Origin of the sequence: Erwinia sp. S38, from assembly GCF_016624545.1 — a bacterium.
Lineage (GTDB): Bacteria > Pseudomonadota > Gammaproteobacteria > Enterobacterales > Enterobacteriaceae > Erwinia > Erwinia coffeiphila.
In genome coordinates this window covers 109,664-135,052 of sequence record NZ_JACVTS010000012.1, presented here as the reverse complement: position 1 = coordinate 135,052, position 25,389 = coordinate 109,664, and the positions used below count along the sequence as shown (strand labels likewise).

Below are 25,389 nucleotides of genomic sequence, written 5' to 3'. Positions count from 1 at the left end.
GGCATCATGCCTGGAACAAAAACTCACAGCAGAACATCGAATAAGGCCATGACCCTGTTCGTCTGTTTCCTTGCTGCCCTGGCCGGCCTGCTGTTTGGCCTGGATATTGGCGTCATCGCCGGTGCCCTGCCCTTTATCTCGAAAGATTTCAACGTCACCGCCCACCAGCAGGAGTGGATCGTCAGCTCCATGATGTTTGGAGCCGCCATCGGCGCCATTGGCAGCGGCTGGCTGTCGTCTTATCTTGGCCGTAAAAAAAGCCTGATGATCGGCGCAATCTTGTTTGTTATCGGTTCGCTCTGGTCCGCCTTTGCGCCTAACCCGGAAATGCTGATTGTCGCCCGAGTTCTGCTTGGGCTGGCGGTTGGCGTGGCGTCCTACACCGCGCCACTGTATCTGTCTGAAATCGCGCCGGAAAAGATTCGCGGCAGTATGATTTCGCTCTACCAGCTGATGATTACCATTGGTATTCTGGGCGCTTATCTGTCCGATACCGCCTTCAGCTACAGCGGCGCATGGCGCTGGATGCTGGGGGTGATCACCATCCCTGCCCTGCTGCTGCTGGTGGGCGTATTCTTCCTGCCTAACAGCCCGCGCTGGCTGGCGGCGAAAGGTAACTTCCGCGATGCGCAGCGTGTGCTGGATCGCCTGCGTGACACCAGCGAACAGGCAAAGCGCGAGCTGGATGAAATCCGTGAAAGCCTGAAAATCAAGCAGTCCGGCTGGGAACTGTTTAAAGACAACAGCAACTTCCGCCGCGCGGTGTGGCTCGGCATCCTGCTGCAGGTAATGCAGCAGTTCACGGGCATGAACGTGATCATGTATTACGCGCCGAAAATCTTTGAAATTGCCGGTTTCGCCAACACCACTCAGCAGATGTGGGGGACGGTTATCGTCGGCCTGATCAACGTACTGGCGACATTTATTGCTATTGGTCTGGTAGACCGCTGGGGCCGTAAGCCAACGCTGATCCTCGGCTTTATGGTGATGGCGCTGGGTATGGGCATTCTGGGGACCATGCTGCATATCGGCATTAACTCCGCAGCGGCGCAGTATTTTGCGATTGGTATGCTGCTGATGTTTATCGTTGGTTTTGCGATGAGCGCTGGTCCGCTGATCTGGGTACTGTGTTCTGAAATTCAGCCGCTGAAAGGCCGCGATTTCGGGATTACGGTTTCCACCACCACCAACTGGATCGCCAACATGATCGTCGGGGCCACCTTCCTGACTATGCTGAATACGCTGGGTAACGCCAACACCTTCTGGGTGTATGCCGCACTCAACCTGTTCTTTATCGTGCTGACGCTGTGCCTGATCCCGGAAACGAAAGGCGTTTCTCTGGAACATATCGAGCGCAACCTGCTGAGCGGTAAAAAACTGCGTGATATCGGTTCCCGCGACTGATCATCCTACGGCCGGAGCAATCCGGCCGTCTTATTGCTTCTCTCTTCCCGCCACCGTATTCTCTGCGCTATGAAATCCCAACGACTCCCTATCGCCCTGCAGCAGTCCGTTATGCGCACGCTGCGTGAAAAACTGCAGCTGGCGAATCAACGGCTGGAACGCAATTATCCCGAACCTCGGCTGGTTTATCAGCAGCGCGGCACGGCAGCCGGCACTGCCTGGCTACAGGACTGGGAAATCCGCCTTAATCCGGTACTGCTGCTGGAAAATCAGCAGGCATTTATTGATGAAGTGGTTCCACATGAGCTGGCGCATTTACTGGTCTGGAAGCACTTTGGCCGCGTAGCGCCCCACGGCAAAGAGTGGAAATGGATGATGGAGAGCGTGCTGGAGGTTCCGGCCCGTCGCACGCATCAGTTCGCTATCGCTTCCGTGCGCAGCCAGGCCTTCCCCTATCGCTGCCGCTGCCAGCAGCATCAGCTGACCATTCGGCGACATAATCGCGTGGTTCGCGGTGAAAGTGAGTACCGCTGCCTGCACTGCGGTGACATTTTGCAGCCGGGTGAATTTAAAAGCGCTTAAAAGTGCGAAAACCCAGCAAACACCCGGCAGTATCAGGCTAATTTATAAGCTAATTATTCGCTATTATTGGAACTTCTGTTACTCTCCGGGCTTTCTCACGGATCACAGAATTTCTGGAATATGTCTCGCAAAATTTTGGCCTCGCTGGCTTTTTCACTGTTGCTTCCCGTCTTTTCTTCACAGGCGCTGAGTCTGGACAACTATCATCAAAATAACTTCAGTCAGGCAAAAGCCTATGCGGCACAGATCAACGCCGATGCGCCTGGATCTTTTTACTGCGGCTGCAAAATCACCTGGCAGGGCAAGAAAGGCGTTCCCGACCTCGCCTCCTGCGGCTATCAGGTTAGAAAAAACGCTAACCGGGCCGAGCGCATCGAGTGGGAACATGTGGTTCCGGCATGGAGCTTTGGCCACCAGCGCCAGTGCTGGCAGGATGGCGGACGCAAAAACTGCGCAAAAGATGATGAATACCGCCGGATGGAAACCGATCTGCATAATCTGCAGCCCGCCATTGGTGAAGTTAACGGCGATCGTGGCAACTTTATGTACGGGCAGTGGAACGGCGGCGAACAGCAGTACGGCCAGTGCGCGATGAAGGTCGACTTCAAAAACAAGCTGGCAGAGCCACCCGCCCGCGCCCGTGGTGCGATTGCCCGCACCTGGTTCTATATGCGCGATACCTATAAGCTGCAAATGTCACGACAGCAAACGCAGCTGATGACCGCCTGGAACAAGCTTTATCCGGTTAACGCATGGGAATGCGAGCGCGACAATCGGATTGCCCGCGTACAGGGAAATCACAACCCCTATGTACAGCAGGCTTGCCAGCGGTAAAATCACTGACCTAAACTGCACAACAGCCGTTCTTAAGGGGCCGGATAGTGAGGCTCCCACTTTTACAGGATTATCGATTGCTATGCGAGTACCGCGCATTTATCACCCCGAGCCGCTACAGGCAGGAAGCGAAGTTGCCCTCTGTGAAGATGCGGCAAACCACGTTGGCCGCGTACTGCGCATGGGACCGGGACAGGCCGTAGAGCTTTTTGATGGCACTAATCTGACTTTTTCTGCTGAGATTATCCATGCGGATAAAAAGAGCGTGCGCGTTAAAATCACCGAAAGCCGCGCGGACAGCCGCGAATCCCCGTTGCATCTGCATCTGGGCCAGGTCATGTCGCGCGGCGAAAAGATGGAATTCACCATCCAGAAAGCCGTTGAGCTGGGCGTTAATATCATTACCCCCTTGTTTTCTGAACGCTGTGGCGTAAAGCTGGATGCGGAACGGCTGGCGAAGAAAATCCAGCAGTGGCAGAAAATTGTCATTGCCGCCTGCGAGCAGTGTGGCCGCAACAGCGTACCTGAAGTACGCAACGCGATGACGCTGGAAGCCTGGTGTGCAGAGCAGGATAGCGGCCTGAAGCTAAATCTTCATCCCCGTGCGGAGCACAGCATTAATACGCTGCCGCTGCCGGTTGAACGCGTACGCCTGCTGATAGGCCCGGAAGGCGGTCTTGCTGCTGATGAAATCAGCATGACGACAGGCTATGGCTTTACCGATATTCTGTTAGGACCGCGCGTGCTGCGCACCGAAACGACCGCCCTGACGGCAATTACCGCGCTACAGGTTCGATTTGGCGATCTGGGCTAAGCCCATTGTGCTTAACAACCGCGGTATCGAAACCGATATCCTGGCGAGCCTGCAAGCGACAATGACGCCGCAGAGCCGAAAACTATGACACGGCACGTTAGCTACCACTGGAGAGAAGAATGATTAAGCTTGGCATCGTGATGGACCCGATCACCTCCATCAATATTAAAAAAGACAGCAGCTTTGCGATGCTGCTGGAAGCACAGCGCCGTGGTTACGAAATTCACTACATGGAGATGAACGATCTCTATCTGCGCGGCGGCGAAGGCCGGGCGCGTACCCGTCTGCTGAGCGTTGAGCAGAATTACGACAAATGGTTTGAATTCGGCAGCGAGCAGGATATCGCGCTGGCCGATCTGAACGTGGTGCTGATGCGTAAAGATCCGCCGTTTGACACCGAGTTTATCTACGCCACCTATATCCTTGAACGTGCGGAAGAGAAAGGCACGCTGATCGTGAACAAACCGCAGAGCCTGCGCGACTGTAACGAAAAGCTGTTCACTGCGTGGTTTGCCGAGCTGACACCGGACACACTGGTCACCCGCAACGCCAGCCAGATCCGTGAGTTCTGGCAGCAGCACGGCGATATCATCCTCAAGCCGCTGGACGGCATGGGCGGCGCATCGATTTTCCGCATCAAGCAGGAAGACCCGAATCTGTCGGTGATTATCGAAACGCTGACCGAGCACGGTAACTTCTACTGCATGGCGCAGAATTATCTGCCAGCGATTAAAGACGGCGACAAACGCGTTCTGGTGGTGGACGGCGAGCCGGTACCTTACTGCCTGGCGCGTATTCCTAAATCCGGTGAAACACGCGGTAATCTGGCCGCCGGTGGTCGCGGTGAAGCACGTCCGCTAACCGAAAGCGACTGGGAAATTGCCTGCCGCGTAGGGCCAATCCTCAAGCAGAAAGGCCTGATTTTTGTCGGCCTGGACATTATCGGCGACAAGCTCACCGAAATTAACGTCACCAGCCCAACCTGCATTCGTGAAATTGAGTCAGCGTTCCCGATTTCGATTACCGGAATGCTGATGGATGCCATTGAAAAGCGTCTGGCCTGACCGCCACGCCGGGGCAGGATGCCCCACGGCTCACCCATTAACCATCCGACGACAGCAGCGGATGGTTAATCAAATAACAGAATATAAAGTATGAATTTACAGCATCATTTTTTGATTGCCATGCCAGCCTTACAGGACCCTCTGTTTAAGCGCTCCGTCGTCTATATCTGCGAGCACAACGATGATGGCGCGATGGGGCTTATCGTCAATAAACCGATGGAAAACCTGACGGTTGATGGCATTTTGCAAAAATTAAAGATTATGCCTACACCGCGCGATCCCGAGGTCAAACTGGATAAACCGGTTTTTTCCGGCGGCCCGCTGGCGGAAGATCGCGGTTTTATACTGCACTCGGCGCAAACCACTTTTGCCTCCAGCATTCGCGTTTCCGATAACACCATCGTCACCACCTCGCGTGATGTACTGGAAACCCTCGGCACGCCGGATCAACCTGAACAGGTACTCGTTGCGCTGGGCTACTGCTCCTGGGAGAAAGGCCAGCTTGAAGACGAGCTGCTGGAAAACGCCTGGCTGACTGCTCCGGCGAACAGCAACATTCTGTTCCGCACACCAATCGCCGAACGCTGGCGAGAAGCGGCCAAAAGCATTGGCATCGATATCCATAAGATGACCAGCGAAGCAGGACACGCCTGATGAGCACAATGACGCTACTGGCGTTCGACTTCGGTACCAAAAGCATCGGCGTAGCCATTGGACAGCAGCTGACCGGTACCGCCCGACCGCTGACCGCGCTGAAAGCGCAGGACGGCATCCCGGACTGGAACAAGATTGAAGCGCTGCTGAAAGAGTGGCAGCCGGACCGCGTTGTTGTGGGCCTGCCGCTGAATATGGACGGCACCGAGCAGCCGCTGACCGCCAGAGCACGTAAGTTTGCCAACCGTCTGCATGGCCGCTTTGGCGTGCAGGTCGATCTGCACGATGAGCGCCTCAGTACGGTGGAAGCTCGTGCCGAACTGTTCGAACGCGGCGGCTTCCGCGCACTGAGCAAGGGCAGCGTGGATTCACTTTCAGCGGTGATCATTTTAGAAAGCTGGTTTGAGAATAACTATTAACCCGCTCGCACAGCCCCTGAACATCATCCAGGGCAAAGCATCCGGCTGTCTGCAATGCTGATAATGACGCTGAAGCGTACTTTACTCCGGTAATAGCCCCTGCTGCTGCCGCTCTGCCAGGCTCTGTTCAAAGGTTTGCATCCCCAGCTGGCTGCCGGTTTGTAACAGTGCGGGCAGCTGGTGCGTTTTCCCCTCGCGGATTAGATTGGCCGCGGCCGGGCAGTTAACCATCACTTCAAACAGTCCCACCCTTCCCCGCTCCGCCGCCACCAGCCGCTGGGCTATTACGGCTTTCAGGCTACCTGCAAGCTGGCTGCGGATCAGGTTTTTCTCCTCACCGGGAAAGACATCCACCAGCCGCTCAACCGCCTGCGCTGCACCGCGCGCGTGCAGCGTGGCCAGCACCAGGTGACCGGTTTCCGCCGCCGTCAGCGCCAGCCGGATGGTTTCGCTGTCGCGCAGTTCACCCAGCAGAATAACGTCCGGATCTTCACGCAGCGCGGCCCGCAGCCCGTCGGCAAAACAGGAAAAGTGCGCTCCCAGCTCGCGCTGCTGGATCAGCGAACGGCGGCTGGTATGCAGAAACTCAATCGGATCTTCCAGCGTCAGGATATGGCGCTGCTGCTGCTGATTGATACTGTCAATCAGCGCTGCCAGCGTGGTGGATTTACCGCTGCCCGTCGCACCGGTGATCAGGATAAGCCCCTCGCTCTGCTGTTCCAGCGAGGCAACCACCGCAGGCAGATGCAGCGAAGCGCTACTCGGGCACTCACTGGCAATCAGCCTCAGCGCCAGCGACAGCCCGCCGCGCTGGCGAAACAGGTTGGCACGCAGCCGAACTCCGGCCTGCGTCAGTGCAAAATCCAGCTGCCCTTGCTGTTTCAACTCCTCCCTCTGCGTTTTGGTCAGGGTCATTTCCGCAAACTTTTCCAGGCTGGCATTGCTGACTTCTGCCCAGTCGCTTAACGGTTCCAGCAGCCCATGCTTTCGCCAGAATGGCGAATAGCCACTACAGAGATGCAGATCTCCTGCATTATGCTTTACACTAAGGGCCACAATTTCTTCAATATCCATATTTTTTCCCTGACTATGACTTCGATTGAGCACAACTTACAGCAAGTCCGCCAGCGGATCTCAGCGGCGGCAAGCCAATGCGGCCGCGATCCACAGGACATTACGCTGCTTGCAGTGAGCAAAACCAAACCTGCGAGCGCCGTCGCAGAAGCCGCCGCGGCCGGGCAGCGCTGCTTTGGTGAGAACTACGTGCAGGAAGGGGTGGATAAGATCCAGCTGCTGGCCGATCTCAATCTGGTATGGCACTTTATCGGTCCCCTGCAATCCAACAAAAGCCGGCTGGTAGCGGAGAATTTTGACTGGTGCCATACGGTCGATCGTCTGCGCATCGCCACCCGACTGAATGAACAGCGACCAGACAATGCCGAGCCGCTGAACGTGCTGATTCAGGTCAACATCAGCGATGAACAAAGGAAGTCCGGGATTACGCTGGCAGAATTACCGGCGCTGGCACAGGCCGTGGCACAATTGCCGCGCCTGCGTCTGCGTGGGCTGATGGCCATCCCCGCACCGGAAGCGGAGTACGAGCGTCAGCTGGCGGTGTGCCAGCAGATGGCGACAGCGCTCAAAGAACTACAAAGTGATTATCCTGAGGTGGATACACTTTCGCTGGGAATGAGTGACGACATGGACGCCGCGATTGCGGCGGGCAGTACCATGGTGCGTATTGGCACCGCAATCTTCGGCGCGCGCGATTATGGCAGCGTCGCTAATCACAACAACTGAGGAACCTCATGCTAGCGTTGATTTTTCTGGTAACAACGGTGATTGCCATATACATCAAAGTGTTGTTACTGCGCATCTGGATGCAGTGGGCGCGATGTGACTTCTATAACCCATTTTCACAGTTTGTGGTGAAAATCACTCAACCAATTATTAAACCGCTGCGGCGCATTATTCCGTCCATCGGACCGATTGATACCGCCTCACTGCTGGTTGCCTATATCATTAGCGTCCTGCTGGGGCCGCTGGCGCTGCGCCTGTTCTACCCGGACCCGATCTTCCTCTACCTGGGCCTGGTTATTCTGGTGAAGGCCGCAGGCGTACTGGTGTTCTGGGTGATTATTATTCGTTCCCTGATGAGCTGGTTCAGCCAGGGGCGCAACCCGGTTGATTTTGTGCTGATGCAGCTGACCGAGCCGCTAATGGCACCGTTCCGCCGCATTATCCCGCCAATGGCCGGTATCGATTTCTCGGCGATGGTGGTGATTCTGATTCTGTATGCGCTGAACTTTATCGGTCTGGAATATATTCCGGGCTGGGCGCAGTTCTGATTGAGTCTGCAACGCAGATGCTGCCTGCTACCGGCAGCATCTGCGCCTCCGCTTCGATAGTTTCTGATTAATTTTCTGGATGTAATATGCAAAAAGTCGTACTCGCCACCGGCAACCCCGGTAAAGTTCGTGAGCTGGCCCATCTGCTGGCTGAGTTTGGCCTGGATATCGTGGCGCAGACGGAACTGGGCGTGGAGTCAGCCGAAGAAACCGGCCTGACCTTTATTGAAAACGCCATTCTTAAAGCACGCCACGCGGCGGAAATCACCGGCCTGCCGGCGATCGCCGATGACTCCGGTCTGGCGGTAGATGCCCTTGGCGGCGCGCCCGGCATCTATTCCGCGCGCTACGCGGGCCTGGACGCCAGCGACCAGCAAAATCTCGATAAGCTGCTGGTTGCGCTGGAAAACGTGCCGGACGGGCAGCGCCAGGCGCAGTTCCACTGTGTGCTGGTTTACGTGCGCCACGCCGCCGACCCGACGCCGCTGGTGTTTCACGGCAGCTGGGCAGGTGAAATTGCGCGCAGCGAAGCGGGCCAGGGTGGCTTCGGCTACGACCCGATTTTCTATGTGCCGGAGCTGGGAAAAACGGCAGCAGAACTGAGCAAGGACGAAAAGCGGGCGGTTTCTCATCGCGGTAAAGCGTTGAACCTGCTGCTGGACGCCATGAAGAATGGCTAATCTCCCACCGCTGAGCCTGTATATTCACATTCCGTGGTGCGTACAGAAGTGTCCCTACTGTGATTTCAACTCCCATGCATTAAAGGGTGAGGTGCCGCACGAAGAGTACGTGCAGCACCTGCTCAACGATCTGGATGACGACCTGCCGCTCACCTCCGGGCGTGAGGTTGGCACCATCTTCATCGGTGGCGGCACGCCCAGCCTGCTGAGCAGCGAAGCGATGCAGATGCTGCTGGACGGCGTGCGTGCGCGTCTGCCGCTCTCGCCAACGGCGGAAATCACCATGGAAGCCAACCCGGGCACTGTTGAAGCCGACCGCTTTAGCGGCTATCAGCGTGCCGGAATTAACCGCATCTCCATCGGCGTGCAAAGCTTCAGTTCGCAGAAACTGGAGCGGCTGGGGCGCATTCATGGCCCGGACGAAGCCAAACGTGCGGCAAAGCTGGCCGAAAGTCTGGGCCTGCGCAGTTTCAACCTCGACCTGATGCACGGGCTGCCGGATCAGTCGCTGGAAGAGGCACTGGACGATCTTCGCCAGGCGATTCAGCTGAATCCGCCGCATTTGTCGTGGTATCAGCTGACCATCGAGCCGAACACGCTGTTCGCCTCACGGCCGCCGCGCCTGCCGGACGATGACGACCTGTGGGATATTTTCGAGCAGGGCCACCAGCTGCTTAGCGCGGCGGGCTATCAACAGTATGAAACCTCGGCCTATGCCAGGCCCGGCTATCGCTGCGAGCACAACCTCAACTACTGGCGCTTTGGCGACTATCTGGGGATTGGCTGCGGCGCGCACGGCAAGTTAACCCAGCCGGACGGCACGATTATCCGCACCACCAAAACCCGCCATCCGCGCGGTTTTATGGCCGGTAAATATCTGGATAAGCGCCACGACGTAGCGGATGCCGATAAGCCGTTCGAGTTCTTTATGAACCGCTTCCGCCTGCTGGAAGCCGCACCGCGCGCGGAGTATCAGCGCTATACCGGCCTGCCGGAAAGCAGCGTGCGCGCGCAGTTGGATGAGGCGCTGGCGAAAGGGTATCTGACGGAAACGGCGGAATACTGGCAGATTACCGAGAAAGGAAAGCTGTTCCTGAACTCGTTGCTTGAGCTGTTCCTTGCGGAATAATTTCTTCAGGAAAAATGATGGATACCCGCGCATCCGGCGGCGGGTATCCATGCTGATGCTTGCCGGGCAAAGACTTTCGGTCAACCTGCCCGCCAGCGGTTAGTTCAGCGCGGCTACCAGCGACTTGCGCTGCGTTTCCAGACTGGTGACGCGATTACAGACTTCATGACCGAAGTTCTGGAAATCCTGCTCCTGATTGCTCCATTCGGCCTGAATCGCCTGCTGTAATCCTCCCAGATTGCCCATAATCGCCTGCAGCGGGTTATCGTTGCCGCTGGCCTGTTTGCGGCCCATTTCATTCAGGCTGTCCTGCACCACGCCGCCCATCGCGCTCTGTACCAGCCGCTCGCCGTCCTGACGCACCTGCTCAATTGCCTGATGGTGGAAAGTCAGACCGTCGCTGCGGTGCTCAATAATACGGTTCATCTGCTGTTTAAGCTGGCCGTCCAGCGTGGTCAGACGCTGGCGCACATTGCTGTTTTGTCCCAGTTTTTCCACAATCACCCGATCCAGCGCCACACGGCCTTTCTCAAGACGCTGCTTCGCACCATTATCAATCCACGGCAGGTCGCGGCGCAGCGCGCTCTGGTAATCAATGGCTTTCTGACGGGTGGCATTATCCACGCTGACCGGCTGGCCGTTGCGCTGTACCTCGCCCTGCGGCGTAATCACCAGATTTCCATTGGCCCCGACCACCTGCACCTGCGCAGGCGAGATAACAACATCATCCTGAGGATTAACGCTGCACTGATAATCCGCCTGCGCCTGACCGGCTGCCAGCAGCAGTAGTGCGCCGCCAATTAGCGTTTTTCGCATGAATTTTGCTCCTTAAATGACAAAGGGCGACCGGTAAACGCGATCGCCCTTGATTCGATGAGCGATGTTATCCGCCCGTCGTTTGGTTAACCCTGATCTTTTAGTCCCACCAGACGTCGAAAAGTTCGGTGACTTTCACGTCATTCAGCTTACGCGCTTCCAGCCAGTTACGGACCAGCTCGCGGTGCTCATCGGTGCATTTACCGATTTTCTGCAGGCAGATCAGACCTTCCCACTGCAGATAGCCGCTGCCGTCAAACGCCAGGCCGTTAGGTTCGATCACTTCTTCGATCAGGGCATCAACGGTGCTGTCGATGCTCTCTCCGCTGGTCCCTTCTGCGAAGCTGAAGCCCACGGAGAAACCTAACTCCTGGAACTCATCAATGTGCATTTTCTTACGAAGACGACGACTGCGTTGTGTAGCCATTATTTAACCCTCTCGAACATCAGATCCCACACACCGTGGCCAAGACGCTGGCCGCGCTGCTCAAATTTCGTTAGCGGACGTGACTCCGGGCGTTCCACCCAGTTAGCCGTTTCCGACAGATTCTTATAACCGTCAATACTGCTCATCACTTCCAGCATATGCTCGGCATAGGCTTCCCAGTCGGTCGCCATATGGAACACACCGCCCAGCTTCAGCTTGCGCATTACGCGCTCGGCAAACGGTACTTGCACGATACGGCGCTTGTTGTGGCGCGCTTTATGCCACGGGTCCGGGAAGAACAGCTGCACCATGCGCAGGGAGTTATCCGGGATCATATTTTCCAGCACTTCCACCGCATCGTGACACATCACCCGCAGGTTGGTCACGCCAGCCTCTTCCGCCGTCGCCAGACAGGCGCCCACGCCGGGTGAATGCACTTCAATACCGAGGAAATTCTGATGCGGATTACTCGCCGCCATACTGACCAGCGACGCCCCCATACCAAAACCGATTTCCAGCACGACCGGCGCATCGCGACCAAACAGAGTGGTGAAATCGATCGGCTCCGGCTGATATTCCACGCCCATTACCGGCCACAGCGTATCCAGCGCCTGCTGCTGACCTTTGGTCAGGCGGCCCTGGCGGCGCACAAAGCTGCGGATACGGCGCATTGCGCGGCCATTTTCATCGAATTCCGGTGAGATAACATCATTTTTCATCGTTCTGCCTGCCGCTGTGCACTTTGGAAAGCGGGCATTATGCCTTCAGCGGGTGAAAACATAAAGATCGCCCTGCCAACGGAACGGTATTGCCCGAATGGCTGCCAGTATAGCTGCTGCCAGCCTTTCAGCCAGTGGAGATCGCCCGGTGAAGGTGCTTCGTTTCGCTTAAGGGCAAGAAAGTGGCACAAAGCCCCTGTCCAATAACAAAATGCAGCGATTATCCGGTTTACACACCCTTTGGTCTGTGCTGGAATTCCTGCCTGATTTAACTGAAAGAAGAGATCGTGGTTTACATGATGCAAGCGTCGCAGTTCGCACAGCAGGTACTGGACTGGTATCAGCTCTATGGCCGTAAAACCCTGCCGTGGCAGCTGGATAAAACCCCTTATACCGTCTGGCTCTCTGAAGTGATGTTGCAGCAGACGCAGGTGGCCACGGTGATCCCCTACTTCGAGCGCTTTATCGCGCGTTTCCCCACCGTCAGCGATCTGGCCGCCGCGCCGCTGGATGAGGTCCTGCATCTGTGGACCGGCCTCGGCTACTATGCGCGCGCCCGCAATCTGCATAAGGCGGCAAAAACGGTAGTGGAAAAACACGGCGGTATCTTCCCGCAAACCTTTGAGGAAGTCGCCGATCTGCCGGGCGTTGGCCGCTCCACCGCCGGGGCGATCCTTTCCCTTTCGCTGGGCAAACACTTCCCCATTCTCGACGGCAACGTGAAGCGCGTGCTGGCCCGCTGCTACGCCGTTGACGGCTGGCCGGGTAAGAAAGACGTGGAAAAACGCCTGTGGCAGGTCAGCACCGAGGTGACGCCAGCAGTCGGGGTCAGCCAGTTTAATCAGGCGATGATGGATCTGGGCGCGATGGTCTGCACCCTTTCCAAACCCAAATGTGAGATCTGCCCGCTGAAGAACGGCTGCATCGCCACCGCCCACGGCAGCTGGGCAAAATACCCCGGTAAAAAGCCGAAACAGACCATCCCGGAGCGCACCGGCTGGCTGCTATTGATGCAGCAGGGCCAGCACGTGTGGCTCGAGCAGCGCCCACCTGTCGGTCTTTGGGGCGGGCTATACTGTTTCCCACAGTTCGCCACCGAAGAAGAGCTGCGCAAGGCGCTTCGCCTGCGCGGCATTGACGATCGGCATCTGCGCCAGATGATCGCCTTCCGCCATACCTTCAGCCATTTCCATCTGGATATTGTGCCTATGTGGCTGGATCTGCCATCGCCCCGTGCGGCAATGGATGATGGTCCGGGTCTCTGGTATAACTTAGCGCAGCCGCCCTCCGTGGGGCTGGCCGCGCCGGTAGAGCGCCTGCTACAGCAGCTGCGCCAGCCACAACACATGGTGCTGAGTGCTCGCGCTACAGAAGAAGAGGAAGAGTAATGAGCAGAACTATTTTTTGCACGTTCCTGCAACGTGACGCCGATGGGCAGGATTTCCAGCTTTACCCGGGCGATCTGGGTAAGCGCATCTATAACGAGATTTCAAAAGAAGCCTGGTCAAAATGGATGGCCAAGCAGACCATGCTGATCAACGAAAAGAAACTCAGCATGATGAATCCTGAAGACCGTAAGCAGCTGGAGCAGGAGATGATCAAATTCCTGTTCGAAGGTAAAGAAGTGCATATCGAAGGTTACACACCGCCAGCAGAGTAACGCAACCTGACTGGCGAAGCAGGCATACGTTGGGCCTTGATGATGAGGCCCTTCTACATTGTGGGCAATACACTGAAAGATGAATAAAAAACTCCTGAGTTTGCTGATTATCGCACCGCTGCTGATCTCCTGCTCCGGCAAGAAGCAGAATGCCAGCCATGAAGAATGGGTAAAGGACACCAACGGCTTTGATATTTTGATGGGACAGTTTGCCCACAACATCGAAAATATCTGGGGCATGAATGAGGTGCTGATTGCCGGTCCAAAAGACTACGTGAAGTACAGCGATCAATACTACACCCGCAGCCACATCAACTTTGACGCCGGTAGCATCACCATTGAGACGATCGCCGGTACCGATCCGATGGCCAGCCTGCGCCAGGCGATTATTACCACCCTGCTGATCGGCGACGATCCGGGTAATGTCGATCTCTATTCCGATGCCAACGATATTCAGATCAGCCGCGAGCCGCTGCTTTACGGCCAGGTGCTGGATAACACCGGCCAGCCGATTCGCTGGCAGGGCCGCGCCGGTACCTTTGCGGATTATCTGATCAAAAACAAGCTACAGCGCCGCACTTCGGGGCTGCACGTAATCTGGTCCGTCACCATTCCAATGGTACCGAACCACCTCGATAAGCGCGCGCACAAATACCTGCCGCTGGTGCGTCAGGCCGCGGAAAAATACGGCGTTGATCAGTCGCTGATTCTGGCGATTATGCAGATCGAATCGAGCTTCAACCCCTATGCGGTCAGCCACGCCGATGCGCTGGGACTGATGCAGGTGGTGCAGCACACCGCTGGCGTTGACGTGTTCCGCATGAAGGGTAAATGGGGCAAACCAAGCCGCAGCTACCTGCTCGATCCGGCCAATAATATTGATGCCGGTACGGCGTATCTGTCACTGCTGCAGGGTAACTACCTTGCCGGTATCAGCAACCCAACCTCGCGCCGCTATGCGGTGATCACCGCCTATAACGGTGGCGCGGGCAGCGTGCTGCGGGTGTTCTCCAGCGATAAAGACACCGCCTTCAGCAAGATTAACAATCTGTCGCCGTCGGACGTTTATCAGCAGCTGACGACCAACCACCCTTCCGCTGAGTCTCGTCGTTATCTGTATAAAGTGAATAACGCGCAGAAGAGCTATCACCGCTACTAGCCTTATCCCACGGGGCGCACGCTGCTGCGCCCCGCACTCCTTACCGTCGCCTGTCGCTACCATCAACTCTTCGCATTAAATCACCAAATTTCGTTAATATCCCTCATGAATTAAATGTATTTTTCGTGCGCCATTTTCTCATTTTCATTTTTATACGACGCCATTTAGATTAATAACGAATTGATTAAACTGAATTAAAAACCTTAAATAGCAATAAACAGATAAAGATGACCTGATTGACACTTTCGCCAGGCCTTAAAATATTGTTAAATCAATTGAATGAAACTGAGATACTCATAACGTATTGATAATCCATAACGATCGTGAGGAATGGCACGCTCCTCAGACTGTTTACGCCGGTTCACGGTACGGTTTGCCGCCCGGTCCAATATTAGGCAGGTTTATACCAAGAGATGAGGTTACTGTGGAGCAAAGGGATTCCGCCGGGATGTTAGGACTAACATCTACACGCGCAAGAACGCGTCGCTTACTGATTGAAACCGCTATGCGATTATTTGATAGCGGTGCATTCCCTTCTATTACCGAAGTCGCCCATGAGGCGCAGCTTTCGCGGGCAACCGCCTACCGCTATTTTCCTACTCAGAGTGCGCTGGTGTCGGCGATTGTTTCCGAGACGCTTGGCCCAATTAAAAACTGGCAGCCGACCCGACAGGATGCCACCGGGCGCATTGATGAGCTGTTCAGTTTCGCCTTCCCCCGCATGCTGCAACACGAGGGTACACTGCGTGCTGCGCTTCACCTGTCGCTAACCCAGTGGGCGCAGGAACAGGCTACCGACACCTTTCCGGTTAAGGAGAAGCTGGTGCGCGGCAACCGCAAAGCTATTCTGGCTCAGGTGGTGAAACCGCTAAACGATGAACTCCCGCCGGAGCTGATGGATCGGGTTATTCGCTCGCTGTCGCTGGTTTATGGCTCAGAGATTTTCGTGGTAATGAAGGATATCTGGGGCTGCCAAAACGACGAGCTGGAGGATATTGGTAAATGGATTGCTAAAGCGATTGTGCGCCAGGCGCGGGAAGATGCACAGGTAGTCTGAGCCAGCCAGCCAGCCAGCCAGCCAGCCAGCCAGCCAGCCAGCCAGCCAGCCAGGATAATCATTTATACTGGCTGGCTGTCGTCAACATTTACTCGGTGATTACATAGCCATACAGGCGCTTAATCCCGTTTTCATCGGCCTCGGCATACACGCCCTGTAGCTCCGGCGAGAAGCCCGGCAGCAGGTTAAGCCCCTCTTCCAGCGCCAGGAAGTAGCTCTGCACCGCGCCGCCCCACATTTCGCCTGGCACCACGCACAGCACGCCCGGTGGATAAGGCAGCGCGCCCTCGGCGGCAATACGCCCTTCCGCCTGAGCAATCGGCACCAGCTCAACGTTGCCACGGATAAATTCGATATTGGCATCCTGCGGATTCATCACCACTTTCGGCAGGCTCTGCTGGCGGAACATCGCCTTCTGCAAATCCTTCACCCCGTAGCTGACGTACAGCTGGTGCATTTCAAGGCACAGCCGACGCAGGGTATAACCGGCGTAGCGCTTGACGTTTTTACGGTAGATGGTCGGCAGCACGTCGCTCAGCAGCGCATCTTCCTTCACGTGTTGTTCAAACTGCGCCAGCTTGGCCACCAGGTGCGCCATCTTCTCCACGCTTTCCGCCGGAGTCAGCAGGAACAGGATTGAGTTCAGATCGCACTTTTCCGGCACCACGCCATTTTCACGCAGATAGTTGGCAAGAATCGTCGCCGGAATGCCGAACGACGCGTACTGGCCGCTGGCGGCGTCAATACCCGGCGTGGTCAGCAGCAGCTTGCAGGGATCGATCAGATACTGATCTTTCTCATAGCCGGCAAAACCGTGCCAGTCCGCGCCCGGCGCAAAGCTGAAATAGCGCGGGTCGCGGGCGATGGTTTCGGTTGGCGCATCCTGCCACGGCTTGCCGTCAACGTCATCCGGGATAAACGGGCGGATCATTTCGCAGCGTGCGAGGATCGCCTTGCGGGTATCAATCCCCAGCGTAACGCACTCGTGCCACAGTCGGCGGCCCGCCTCGCCCTGATGCATTTTGGCGTTGACGTCCAGCGCGGCAAACAGCGGATAAAACGGGCTGGTTGAGGCATGCAGCATAAAGGCATTGTTCAGCCGCTTGTGGCTGCAAAAACGCTGCTGGCCGCGAATGTGATTATCTTTTTTGTGGATCTGCGAAGTTTGCGAGAACCCGGCCTGCTGTTTATGCACCGACTGGGTGACGAAGATCCCCGGATCTTCCGGCTTCAGATCGAGCAGCAGCGGCGAACAGGCTTCCATCACCGGAATAAACTGCTCGTAGCCGACCCACGCAGAGTCAAACAGAATGTAGTCACACAGATGCCCGATGCTGTCGATCACCTTGCGGGCGTTGTAAACCGTGCCGTCGTAGGTGCCCAGCTGGATCACCGCCAGGCGGAACGGACGCTCCTGCTGCGCACGATCTGGTGCGATCTCTCGGATCTGATTGCGGATATAGGTCTCATCAAAGCAGTGCGCATCAATACCGCCAATAAAGCCGAACGGATTACGCGCCGTTTCCAGATACACCGGCGTAGCCCCGGCCTGGATCAGCGCGCCATGGTGGTTCGACTTATGGTTGTTGCGGTCAAACAGCACCAGGTCGCCACGCGTCAGCAGCGCGTTGGTCACCACTTTGTTGGCGCTGGAGGTGCCGTTCAGCACAAAGTAGGTTTTGTCGGCATTAAACACCTTCGCAGCAAACTTCTGCGCGTGCTTGGCCGACCCTTCGTGGATCAGCAGATCGCCGAGCTTCACGTCGGCATTGCACATATCGGCACGGAAGACGTTTTCACCGAAGAAGTCGAAGAACTGACGCCCCGCCGGGTGCTTTTTAAAGAACGCGCCGCCCTGATGGCCTGGGCAGGCGAAGGTGCTGTTGTCCATCGCCACGTACTTGGTCAGCGTATTAAAGAACGGCGGCAGCAGCCCGGTCTGATACTCCGCGGCAGCGGCTTCCAGGCGGATAGCATCGTCGGCGGCACCGTTCAGAATGCCGGTCACTTCCGGCAGCTCCTGTTCCTGGGCCTGCTCCGGGTAATCCAGCGCGATAAACACCGGCAGGTTAAAGCCGGTGTGGCGCAGCAGCGCCAGCATACCGCTGCGCGAGTCGGCAACGGAGACGACCACGGCCGCCACATCGGTAAAGTCGGTTTTCTCCAGCGTAACGACTTCGCGCCCGGTCTGGAGGTGGATGGCAACGGTAGTACTGGCTGCAATTTTTAATGGTGTCATAACACAAATCCTCAGGCGGCAAGGATGAGTGGGTGCCAGAGGCACACAATAGGAACGCGAGCAGAGCACGGCATTCCCGGCGAAAGGTGTCAGAGAGCTGTCAGCAGAATGGGTATCCGCTTCGACCGCCAGACATCAGTAAAATCAGATCGCACCTGTTTTTACTGATGGCTAAAAGTAAAGCGTATGAAAACCTCACCGCATGGTGAGAGATTTTATCGACAAGGTGTGACAAAGCGGAGATCGGCAGGCGCACGGCATCATCAGATGACGGGTAACAGTGCTGATATGCAGCAGTGAACCTTTCATGGCGGCGACCTCAAAGTTGAATGGATGCGGCTAACGCAAAATTTGCGCAATAATGGCATCTTTTAAAGGCAGGTACAACCCGCTCCGGACAGTTAATTATGCATAAAAAGTGAGGAAACATTCAGTCATAAATAGCTGGCGCGATCGACAAAAGAGACGAGGTTGTAAGGGGAAAAGGCAGCGGCTGAAAAATAGCCATGCGTTAAGTAAGGATTGGACGCCCGGTCAGCAGAATAAAAAGCGCCCTTCCCCGCTGGGCATTTAATGTCCTTAAAGGTGATATTTTGCCACCTTTGATGAAAAAGAGTGCAATCAGTCTGATTTCCAACATAAAGCCATTGACGCCACAGGCCGGTTACGGTTTAATGCGCCCCATTGCCCGAATAGCTCAGTCGGTAGAGCAGGGGATTGAAAATCCCCGTGTCCCTGGTTCGATTCCGGGTTCGGGCACCATATTCAAAGAACCCGCCTAACGGCGGGTTTTTGCTTTCTGGGGTTTGGTGGATTTGAGTTGTAATGAACGTCAATTTCATCATTCTGCTATGCCCTGTACCTTAAGGCTTAATCTGCTCCCTAATCATCAAACCCTAAAAAACCCCTCCAGCTCCCGCGCAATCCTCGGCCCCGCCTCTTCAGGCAGATAATGCCCTGCGCCCTCAACGACCACACCGGTAACATCGTTACCCAGCGGCTTCAGCGCTTCCAGCATGGTGGCACCCACGCTGCGCTCTGCGCCAAATACCCTGACCGGCATCGTCAGCTGGGTTTCAGCGCGCTGACGATTGGCCGCCAGCCCTTCTGCACCAAAAGCCGCGCGGTAGTAGCAGCCTGCGGCGCGCAGAATTCCCGGCACCGCCATCTGACGGGCGTAAAAGGCGATATCTTCTGCGGCAATGGCCGAGGTGTTTTGCGATTTGGCGCGGAAAAACCACGTCAGGAACGCTTCTTCCCTGCCGGATATCAGTATCTCCGGCAGATCGTTCAGGCGGTTAAAAGCAAAGTGCCAGTTCCGCAGGGCGATCTCCTCGGAGGGAAGATCGCTGCGCGGCACCGACAGGCCCGGGATTAGCGCATCGAGCAGTGCGATTTTACGGATGTCCTGCGGCCAGTCGGCAGCATACGCGTAGCCGATCCACGCGCCAACATCGTGACCGGCCACGTCGATTGGCCCCCGTTCGGTCAGCTTCATCGCGGTCACGAAACCGTGGATATCCGCCGCCGTCGTGGTCAGATCGTATCCCTCCAGCGGCGCATCGCTATCCCCCATGCCGCGCGGGTCCAGCGCAATCACCCGCCGCCCGGCTTTTACCAGATCGTCCATCACGTAGCGCCACGTATACCAGCTCTGCGGCCATCCCGGGATCAGCAGTATCGGCTCACCTTCACCGCCCTCAACATAGTGCATTTTGATTTCGCCAACGCGGATATGGCCGTGGCGGAACGTCTGCCAGAAGTTGCTGCGGTTGAAAAATTCCTGGCCAACGTGGCGGGGTTTGTCCTGTTCCTGCATGTTTTCCTCCAAATGGAAATGTTCATTTCCTAATTAGATCAAAATAAACCCCGATGCGGTCATCGAGGTTTAACGGATTGGGCTAGTGCTGAAGCAGCGAAATCGCCTTATCGGCAATCGCCTGCATTCTCTCACGCGAACTGCCGGATTTACCCAGCACGCGCATTCCCTGGGTCATGGCAACCAGCAGATCGGCGCAGCTGGCGATATCATCCTGTTTTGGCAGCGAGCCGTCGCGCTCCGCCTCCTGCAATAGCGCCGTAAACTGGGCCCGGCGGCTGGCTTCCTGGCGGGCCAGCCGTGCGGCAATGACCTCATCGCTTGCCGACAGCTCCATGGCCGTTTCCACCACCAGGCAGCCGACCTCACCGGAATTTCCACTGCTGATATCGGCATAATGCCCAAGCAGCGCCTCAAGCTTTGCCAGACCGCTGGGCGCAGCGCTGAGCAGTTGCCCCACCGCCGCCGAGCGCAGCTCGATGTAGCGTTCCAGGGCGGCCATCAGCAGCCCGTGCTTGTCGCCCCAGGCTTTATAAATACTGCCCGTGGTCAGCCCCAGCGCCGCGTTCAGGTCGCTGATTGAGCTGCCATGATAGCCATGGACGCTGAAATGATGGATGGCACTCTCCAGCGCGAGGTCGGTGTTGAACTCGCGCGGGCGGCCAGCAGTGATGGTTCGGGATTTTTTTTGCATAGCGCATTATAGGAAACAATCATTCCCTAATCAACGATAAATTTCCATAGCTACATTGCTAAAGCTTGGAAGACTGCAAGATATACTCTGGAGCAGACGCACCGATCGGACTGGTGATGTCCGATTATCTCCGACGGGCTAAAGATTAACTCACAATATCATTGAGTTTCAGCCCGCCAGCCGATACACCGGCACCCGCCGCAGCGTGCCAGTCAGACTGTCGAAGATCTCGGTTTCCGCCGTCGCAATTCTCATTCCGCTCTTTCTCAGCCGCTGGATATCCGCCGCCATCCGCTGAATGCCGAACCAGAACATGCCATCAAGCACCGTGACCTGTAGCCCGCTTTCCAACGCGGTTCTCAGGCGATCGCGCGGTGCTTTGGTGTCTTTGGCAATCTGCTGAAAGGGTGCCGCCGAATTACCTGTGGCATCTTCACGCCGGATGCGCGTTGATAAACGGTACTGAAATGCGTCAGGGATCGCGCTCAGATCGGTTTTGAGACTGTAAACACAGCCGAATCGTTTACCGTTGAAAATGACGTTTTTCTGCCGGACGGGAAGCGTTTCGCGCACGCTGGCGATCAGCTGCGGGGCGCGGATCAGCAGCAGCCGGAACGGCAGTTCGAAGCTGGTAACGTAGTCCACGTTTTGCAGGGCCAGCCGCAGTCGTTCTTCAACCCCGGCGTGTACCTCACGGCATTGTTCAGTGACTTCAGCCCACTGTCGGGTAAGATGCGGCGGCTCGTTAAGTTCGGTAAAGCTGTATTTTTCAATCTGATAATCTATTCTTCCGGCCACTCTGAATTCCCTTCTGGCTACATTTCAGCATCGGTTGTTCACTTTACCAACACCGGGATACAAGCGGAAGCCTGGCGGGCGGGCAAACCCGCAGCAATCGGGGTTTAGACCGTGAAAAACGTTAATTTTTTTCGTTATAACGCCTGTACATTTCTTTTACAGAATGGATATTTCACCCCTCCGCCATGCAGAAATAAACCACAGGTTATGCCTGAAATCCGCGGTTCAACGTCTGAAATTTAAGGTTTTTGCTGCAGGGACACTCGCAGCGGGTTAAACATCTATCTTCGCTAGCATAAAATCACTTTTACGCCATAAATTGTTTTTACACTGAACGGAACGTTAAAAAATTTGTAGAATCCTGTGGGAAGCGGCAAGAAGAGCTGCGGATTTTTTTAGGGGGATAAGGAATGCTTGAACTGTTTGACGTTAGTTATGAAGAGTTGAAAACCACTCGCTCTGAAGAGCTGTATAAACTGAGGAAAACAACCTTCAGCGATCGCCTCGGGTGGGACGTTGTGTGCAGCCAGGGAATGGAGTCAGACGAGTTTGACGAACCGGGAACCCGCTATATCCTCGGCGTTTATCAAGGTCAGCTGGTGTGCAGCGTACGCTTTATTGCCCTCAAACGCCCGAATATGATTACGCACACCTTTAATGCCAGCTTTAATACTGTCGCGCTCCCTGAGTACGGTACAGAATCCAGCCGATTTTTTGTCGATAAGGCCCGTGCACGCCAGCTGCTGGGGGAACACTATCCGGTGAGCCAGGCGCTGTTTTTGGCGATGGTTAATTGGGCACAGCGTAATGATTATGCCAGGATTTACACCATCGTAAGCCGCCCGATGCTGACGGTTCTGCGGCGTTCAGGATGGAATATCACCGTGCTTAAAGAAGCTTATCTCAGCGAAAAGGAGCGAATTTATCTGCTGACGCTGCCCGCAGAAGACAAGGACAGAGCAATGTTGTCGAAAAAGTTTCTTAGCCGCGCGGCCTGCGAGGAACAATCTCTGGCTATCTGGCCGCTGAAGCTGCCGGTCTGATCAGATCCAATTCAACGCCCAGCCGGATAGCCTGCCGGGCGTTACTGACCCCAAGCTTGGCCACCACATTTTTGATATGAAACTTTACCGTACTGACCGAAATGCCGGTGATAGCGGCGATTTCTGCATACGTTTTTCCCATGCTGGACCAGTAAAGCACTTCGTTCTCCCGCAACGTAAACATCGCCCGCTCTGCCCCCTCACGCTTCGCCTGAGTCCTCTCAGCATTTAAGCCCGCCAGACGATACATCTGCTCATTAAAATCAATCAGCAGCATCTGTAGCTCGCCCTGTCCGGTGGACAGCCGCTGCTCCAGCGCACCCTGATCGTTGCCGTCGATGATCAGCGACAGCAGCGCAAGGTTATTCATATGGTCGTGCAGAACGAAAGTGAAGCCGTTCAAAATATTGTACTGCTTTGAGAGTGAGAAAATTTTTGTGAACCTGAGATCCGACATCAGGGTAATGTTCTCATCCCAGGCAAAAGGCGAAGTTCGTTTAAAGGCACTAAGGATAACCGGGTCCGTAAGCTGGAAGTTATTGGAGCGATACAGATTCACCCACTCATCGGGATAGCTGGAAATAATAAGGACATCTGAAGGGTTTTTCTTACTGACAACGGTAAAGGCATACGCAGGGTTGCCGTAAGGAAAGAGTTTTCTCTGTATATAGGCCTGAAGAGTATCCGTTACTGTTTGGTTTTCATCGAAGAAAGAAAACATTCGAGCTCCATGCGAATTCTGAGGCAGCGTTAGAACAGCACCTGCACTTTAGTATAGGCATTACAATACTTAAGAACCAATTACAAATAAACCCCTAAAGGTTACACTCATCCCCGTTGTTAAAGCATTAAAAAACCTGACCTATTGGGCCAGGTCGCTAAGACAGCCAACACCAGGAAAAAATTCCGGTCAGACGAGACATCAGTATAAAGTCATCGCTGACCGGAAATCCCATGCTATCACCGCTTAAAAGCCCGATCAAACCACCATCAGATTGCCCGTCATCTTCAATACCTCATGCGAGTAACAGGCCGCTAATGGCTGTGCCCCCGGTGTTTACAGAGGCATCAGCGGACATAAATGGATAAATTTTAATCGTATTCATTTCGCAAAAATCAACGGCGTCACCTTCTTTTCCCCATCATTCGCTAATCCAATAATCAGATATTTTAAGCCTATTTCCGCATTTGCCTGCATCCCTGCCCTTCTGTTAGCTTTAATTACAGCACCTCGTTTTATGTATCTTATTCAGGAGTTTGAATATTCAGCATCTGAAAAATAAATCAATCAAACTCAGGCGATGTTAAATAACCATCCGAATTTCACTCCCATTGATGGAATGCTTACATTAGTAAAGATAATAATTAATACTACCCGGGGTTTTCATGAAAGCATTATCAAAAGCCATTTTTATTGCTGCTGTAGGAGTAAGCGCATTTAACGCCTACGCCGCCAGCGACAATAGCGTGATTCGCTATGCCATCTGGAGTAATCCGAACGGAACGTTTAACCCGACGCTTTATTTCACCGACTACGATCGCGCGGTCATTTTTAACGTCTTTGGCCGCCTGTTCACCCTGGATAAAAATCAAAACCCACAGCCGTCACTGGCCGAGCGCTATGATTATTCTGACGACGGAAAAACGCTGACACTGCACCTGCGTCAGGGCGTGAAATGGCACGACGGCAAACCGTTTACCGCCGAAGATGTCGCCTTTACCTATGGCTCAGAGGCGGCACCAGACTTCCCGCGCGACCAGCCTGATTTCGTTAAGCACCTGGTCGGCTATGAGGATTACCATAGCGGTAAAAGTGCCGATCTTGCCGGAATAAAGGTCATTGATCCGCAAACGGTCAGCTTCTCCTTCACCGCGTCGTACGCCGCGGCCTTTGCCCACTTCGCCGATCGCCCGGTACTGGCAAAGCATATCTGGAATGCTATTCCGGTAAAAGAGTGGAATACCGCGACCGCGCTGCTGCGTAATCCGGTTGGCACCGGGCCGTATAAATTCGTTGAGTTCGTCTCCGATCAGTACGTCAAACTGGAACGTAACGAGGCGTACTTTGGCGGTGCACCAAAGATTAAAACCTTTATTTTTAAAGTCTCCAATGCCCAGACGGTACAGAACGAATTAATTAACGGCGATGTCGATATTGCCGAACTGTCATCGTGGAACAAACGTGATGTAGAAACGTATCAGAAAGCAGGCATCCGTATTGTTGAACAGCCTGGCGTCACCGCACAATATTTAAGTCTGGATACGCGAAACCCTAATCTCAGCGACCCGCGCGTCCGCCAGGCGCTGGCTTACGGCATCGATCGCCAGCTGATTGTGGATAAATTACTTTTCGGTCACGGGCTGGTATTTAATACCAAAGATCACCCGCAGAGCCAGTATTACCCGAAGGACCTCAACACCTATTCTTACGATCCGAAAAAGGCGCAGGAATTATTAAAAGAAGCGGGCTGGAGCGATACTAACGGTGATGGCATCGTGGATAAAAATGGCCAGAATCTGACCTTCACCCTGAATTATCCGACCGGCAACCGCACCCGCGAATTAACCGCGCCAATTATCCAGCAGAACCTGAAAAAGATCGGCATTAACGTGGTGCTGAACGTAGCGGACTTCAATGCCACGCTGGCCATCCTGCAGGATAAAAACAAAGTTTACGACGGCGTGCTGATGGGCGGCACCTTCAGGCCGGGGCTGTATGAAAACAACTTCTGGTGGGAACGTTTCTCCACGCCGAAGCTGGATGCCCTCGCAGAGCAGTTTAATACCACCGTGGATGCCGAAAAGCTGAAAACCAGCATCGGTGACTGGCTGAAAGAGGTCAATCAGCAGGTGCCGCACGTGTGGCTTTATATCCCGAATCAGGGTTACGCGCTCAGCAAGCGGGTCAGCCACTACAGTGCCTATCCCTACGAGCCGTTTGCCGACGTCACGCAGTGGACGGTTAATCAGTAATAACGCCCGCCGCAGCCGTGGCCCCCGAGCCACGGCATTATCGTTAATCAGGAATCG

At 55.1% G+C, this 25,389-nt stretch carries 26 protein-coding genes and 1 tRNA gene; 18 read left to right on the top strand and 9 right to left on the bottom strand.

Going from position 1 to position 25,389, the window contains the following annotated elements; translation table 11 throughout:
- Window positions 1-6: 6 nt before the first annotated feature.
- The 7 genes from IBT46_RS14905 to ruvX all read left to right on the top strand — a co-directional run bounded on the left by IBT46_RS14905 (window position 7) and on the right by ruvX (window position 5,771).
- Window positions 7-1,404, top strand: a complete 1,398-nt coding sequence (locus IBT46_RS14905) for a sugar porter family MFS transporter (RefSeq protein WP_200546314.1) — start codon at window positions 7-9, stop codon at window positions 1,402-1,404.
- 69 nt (window positions 1,405-1,473) lie between these two features.
- Window positions 1,474-1,986 (top strand): SprT family zinc-dependent metalloprotease, encoded by a 513-nt coding sequence (locus IBT46_RS14900; protein ID WP_105592374.1) that lies wholly within the window; start codon window positions 1,474-1,476, stop codon window positions 1,984-1,986.
- A 120-nt stretch (window positions 1,987-2,106) separates the two neighbouring features.
- Window positions 2,107-2,820 carry a deoxyribonuclease I gene (gene endA, locus IBT46_RS14895; RefSeq protein WP_200546313.1) on the top strand — a complete coding sequence of 238 codons (714 nt, stop codon included), beginning with the start codon at window positions 2,107-2,109 and terminating at the stop codon, window positions 2,818-2,820.
- A gap of 82 nt (window positions 2,821-2,902) precedes the next feature.
- On the top strand, window positions 2,903-3,634 hold the full coding sequence (rsmE, locus tag IBT46_RS14890; protein ID WP_200546312.1) for a 16S rRNA (uracil(1498)-N(3))-methyltransferase: 732 nt from the start codon (window positions 2,903-2,905) through the stop codon (window positions 3,632-3,634).
- Between the two features lie 119 nt (window positions 3,635-3,753).
- The gene (gshB, locus tag IBT46_RS14885) at window positions 3,754-4,698 is read left to right on the top strand and encodes a glutathione synthase (protein ID WP_200546311.1); all 945 of its coding nucleotides are present in this window, start codon (window positions 3,754-3,756) and stop codon (window positions 4,696-4,698) included.
- A 90-nt stretch (window positions 4,699-4,788) separates the two neighbouring features.
- Window positions 4,789-5,352, top strand: a complete 564-nt coding sequence (locus IBT46_RS14880; protein ID WP_105592378.1) for a YqgE/AlgH family protein — start codon at window positions 4,789-4,791, stop codon at window positions 5,350-5,352.
- Entirely contained in the window at window positions 5,352-5,771 is a 420-nt protein-coding gene (ruvX, locus tag IBT46_RS14875; protein ID WP_105592379.1) for a Holliday junction resolvase RuvX, read from the top strand. Before IBT46_RS14880 ends, ruvX begins: the two co-directional genes overlap by 1 nt.
- Window positions 5,772-5,852: 81 nt before the next feature.
- On the opposite strand, the gene IBT46_RS14870 is transcribed toward ruvX, so the two are convergent.
- Window positions 5,853-6,845, bottom strand: a complete 993-nt coding sequence (locus tag IBT46_RS14870) for a type IV pilus twitching motility protein PilT (protein WP_200546310.1) — start codon at window positions 6,843-6,845, stop codon at window positions 5,853-5,855.
- A gap of 15 nt (window positions 6,846-6,860) precedes the next feature.
- On the opposite strand from IBT46_RS14870, the gene IBT46_RS14865 reads away from it, so the two are divergent.
- The 4 genes from IBT46_RS14865 to hemW all read left to right on the top strand — a co-directional run bounded on the left by IBT46_RS14865 (window position 6,861) and on the right by hemW (window position 9,928).
- Window positions 6,861-7,571 carry a YggS family pyridoxal phosphate-dependent enzyme gene (locus IBT46_RS14865; RefSeq protein WP_200546352.1) on the top strand — a complete coding sequence of 237 codons (711 nt, stop codon included), beginning with the start codon at window positions 6,861-6,863 and terminating at the stop codon, window positions 7,569-7,571.
- Between the two features lie 8 nt (window positions 7,572-7,579).
- A complete protein-coding gene (locus IBT46_RS14860; protein WP_105592381.1) occupies window positions 7,580-8,119 on the top strand; it encodes a YggT family protein in 540 nt (179 codons plus the stop codon).
- A gap of 86 nt (window positions 8,120-8,205) precedes the next feature.
- Entirely contained in the window at window positions 8,206-8,799 is a 594-nt protein-coding gene (locus IBT46_RS14855; protein ID WP_105592382.1) for an XTP/dITP diphosphatase, read from the top strand.
- The gene (hemW, locus tag IBT46_RS14850) at window positions 8,792-9,928 is read left to right on the top strand and encodes a radical SAM family heme chaperone HemW (RefSeq protein WP_200546309.1); all 1,137 of its coding nucleotides are present in this window, start codon (window positions 8,792-8,794) and stop codon (window positions 9,926-9,928) included. The genes IBT46_RS14855 and hemW overlap by 8 nt, the downstream gene beginning before the upstream one ends.
- Before the next feature lie 99 nt (window positions 9,929-10,027).
- Here hemW and IBT46_RS14845 read toward each other — a convergent pair whose 3' ends face one another.
- The 3 genes from IBT46_RS14845 to trmB all read right to left on the bottom strand — a co-directional run bounded on the left by IBT46_RS14845 (window position 10,028) and on the right by trmB (window position 11,890).
- Window positions 10,028-10,744: a DUF2884 domain-containing protein gene (locus IBT46_RS14845; protein ID WP_200546308.1), complete on the bottom strand. Its 717-nt coding sequence runs from the start codon at window positions 10,742-10,744 to the stop codon at window positions 10,028-10,030.
- Window positions 10,745-10,844: 100 nt separating this feature from the next.
- Window positions 10,845-11,171, bottom strand: coding sequence for a YggL family protein (locus IBT46_RS14840; RefSeq protein WP_105592385.1), 327 nt, complete (start codon window positions 11,169-11,171; stop codon window positions 10,845-10,847).
- Entirely contained in the window at window positions 11,171-11,890 is a 720-nt protein-coding gene (gene trmB, locus IBT46_RS14835) for a tRNA (guanosine(46)-N7)-methyltransferase TrmB (RefSeq protein ID WP_200546307.1), read from the bottom strand. Before trmB ends, IBT46_RS14840 begins: the two co-directional genes overlap by 1 nt.
- Window positions 11,891-12,189: 299 nt before the next feature.
- Between trmB and mutY the strand changes: the two genes are divergently transcribed.
- The 4 genes from mutY (at window position 12,190) to IBT46_RS14815 (ending at window position 15,766) form a co-directional block, all read left to right on the top strand.
- Window positions 12,190-13,278: an A/G-specific adenine glycosylase gene (gene mutY, locus IBT46_RS14830; RefSeq protein WP_200546351.1), complete on the top strand. Its 1,089-nt coding sequence runs from the start codon at window positions 12,190-12,192 to the stop codon at window positions 13,276-13,278.
- Window positions 13,278-13,550 carry an oxidative damage protection protein gene (locus IBT46_RS14825; RefSeq protein WP_200546306.1) on the top strand — a complete coding sequence of 91 codons (273 nt, stop codon included), beginning with the start codon at window positions 13,278-13,280 and terminating at the stop codon, window positions 13,548-13,550. Before mutY ends, IBT46_RS14825 begins: the two co-directional genes overlap by 1 nt.
- A 79-nt stretch (window positions 13,551-13,629) precedes the next feature.
- Window positions 13,630-14,709 (top strand): membrane-bound lytic murein transglycosylase MltC, encoded by a 1,080-nt coding sequence (gene mltC, locus IBT46_RS14820; RefSeq protein WP_200546305.1) that lies wholly within the window; start codon window positions 13,630-13,632, stop codon window positions 14,707-14,709.
- Window positions 14,710-15,157: 448 nt separating this feature from the next.
- Complete coding sequence (locus IBT46_RS14815; protein ID WP_200546304.1) at window positions 15,158-15,766, top strand: TetR/AcrR family transcriptional regulator; 609 nt, start codon at window positions 15,158-15,160, stop codon at window positions 15,764-15,766.
- Between the two features lie 88 nt (window positions 15,767-15,854).
- Here IBT46_RS14815 and IBT46_RS14810 read toward each other — a convergent pair whose 3' ends face one another.
- Window positions 15,855-18,005 (bottom strand): ornithine decarboxylase, encoded by a 2,151-nt coding sequence (locus IBT46_RS14810; protein WP_200546303.1) that lies wholly within the window; start codon window positions 18,003-18,005, stop codon window positions 15,855-15,857.
- Between the two features lie 686 nt (window positions 18,006-18,691).
- Here IBT46_RS14810 and IBT46_RS14805 point away from each other — a divergent pair.
- Window positions 18,692-18,767 (top strand) — tRNA-Phe (locus tag IBT46_RS14805).
- A gap of 127 nt (window positions 18,768-18,894) precedes the next feature.
- Here IBT46_RS14805 and IBT46_RS14800 read toward each other — a convergent pair.
- The 3 genes from IBT46_RS14800 to IBT46_RS14790 form a co-directional block, all read right to left on the bottom strand.
- Window positions 18,895-19,824, bottom strand: coding sequence for an alpha/beta fold hydrolase (locus IBT46_RS14800; protein ID WP_200546302.1), 930 nt, complete (start codon window positions 19,822-19,824; stop codon window positions 18,895-18,897).
- 82 nt (window positions 19,825-19,906) lie between these two features.
- Window positions 19,907-20,518, bottom strand: coding sequence for a TetR/AcrR family transcriptional regulator (locus tag IBT46_RS14795; RefSeq protein ID WP_200546301.1), 612 nt, complete (start codon window positions 20,516-20,518; stop codon window positions 19,907-19,909).
- Window positions 20,519-20,686: 168 nt separating this feature from the next.
- Window positions 20,687-21,316, bottom strand: coding sequence for a helix-turn-helix domain-containing protein (locus IBT46_RS14790; protein WP_200546300.1), 630 nt, complete (start codon window positions 21,314-21,316; stop codon window positions 20,687-20,689).
- 410 nt (window positions 21,317-21,726) lie between these two features.
- Here IBT46_RS14790 and IBT46_RS14785 point away from each other — a divergent pair, with 410 nt between their 5' ends.
- Window positions 21,727-22,359 carry an acyl-homoserine-lactone synthase gene (locus IBT46_RS14785; RefSeq protein ID WP_200546299.1) on the top strand — a complete coding sequence of 211 codons (633 nt, stop codon included), beginning with the start codon at window positions 21,727-21,729 and terminating at the stop codon, window positions 22,357-22,359.
- Here IBT46_RS14785 and IBT46_RS14780 read toward each other — a convergent pair.
- Entirely contained in the window at window positions 22,331-23,080 is a 750-nt protein-coding gene (locus tag IBT46_RS14780) for a LuxR family transcriptional regulator (RefSeq protein ID WP_200546298.1), read from the bottom strand. The genes IBT46_RS14785 and IBT46_RS14780 overlap by 29 nt on opposite strands.
- Window positions 23,081-23,745: 665 nt before the next feature.
- On the opposite strand from IBT46_RS14780, the gene IBT46_RS14775 reads away from it, so the two are divergent.
- On the top strand, window positions 23,746-25,332 hold the full coding sequence (locus IBT46_RS14775) for an ABC transporter substrate-binding protein (protein ID WP_200546297.1): 1,587 nt from the start codon (window positions 23,746-23,748) through the stop codon (window positions 25,330-25,332).
- Window positions 25,333-25,389 lie beyond the last annotated feature (57 nt).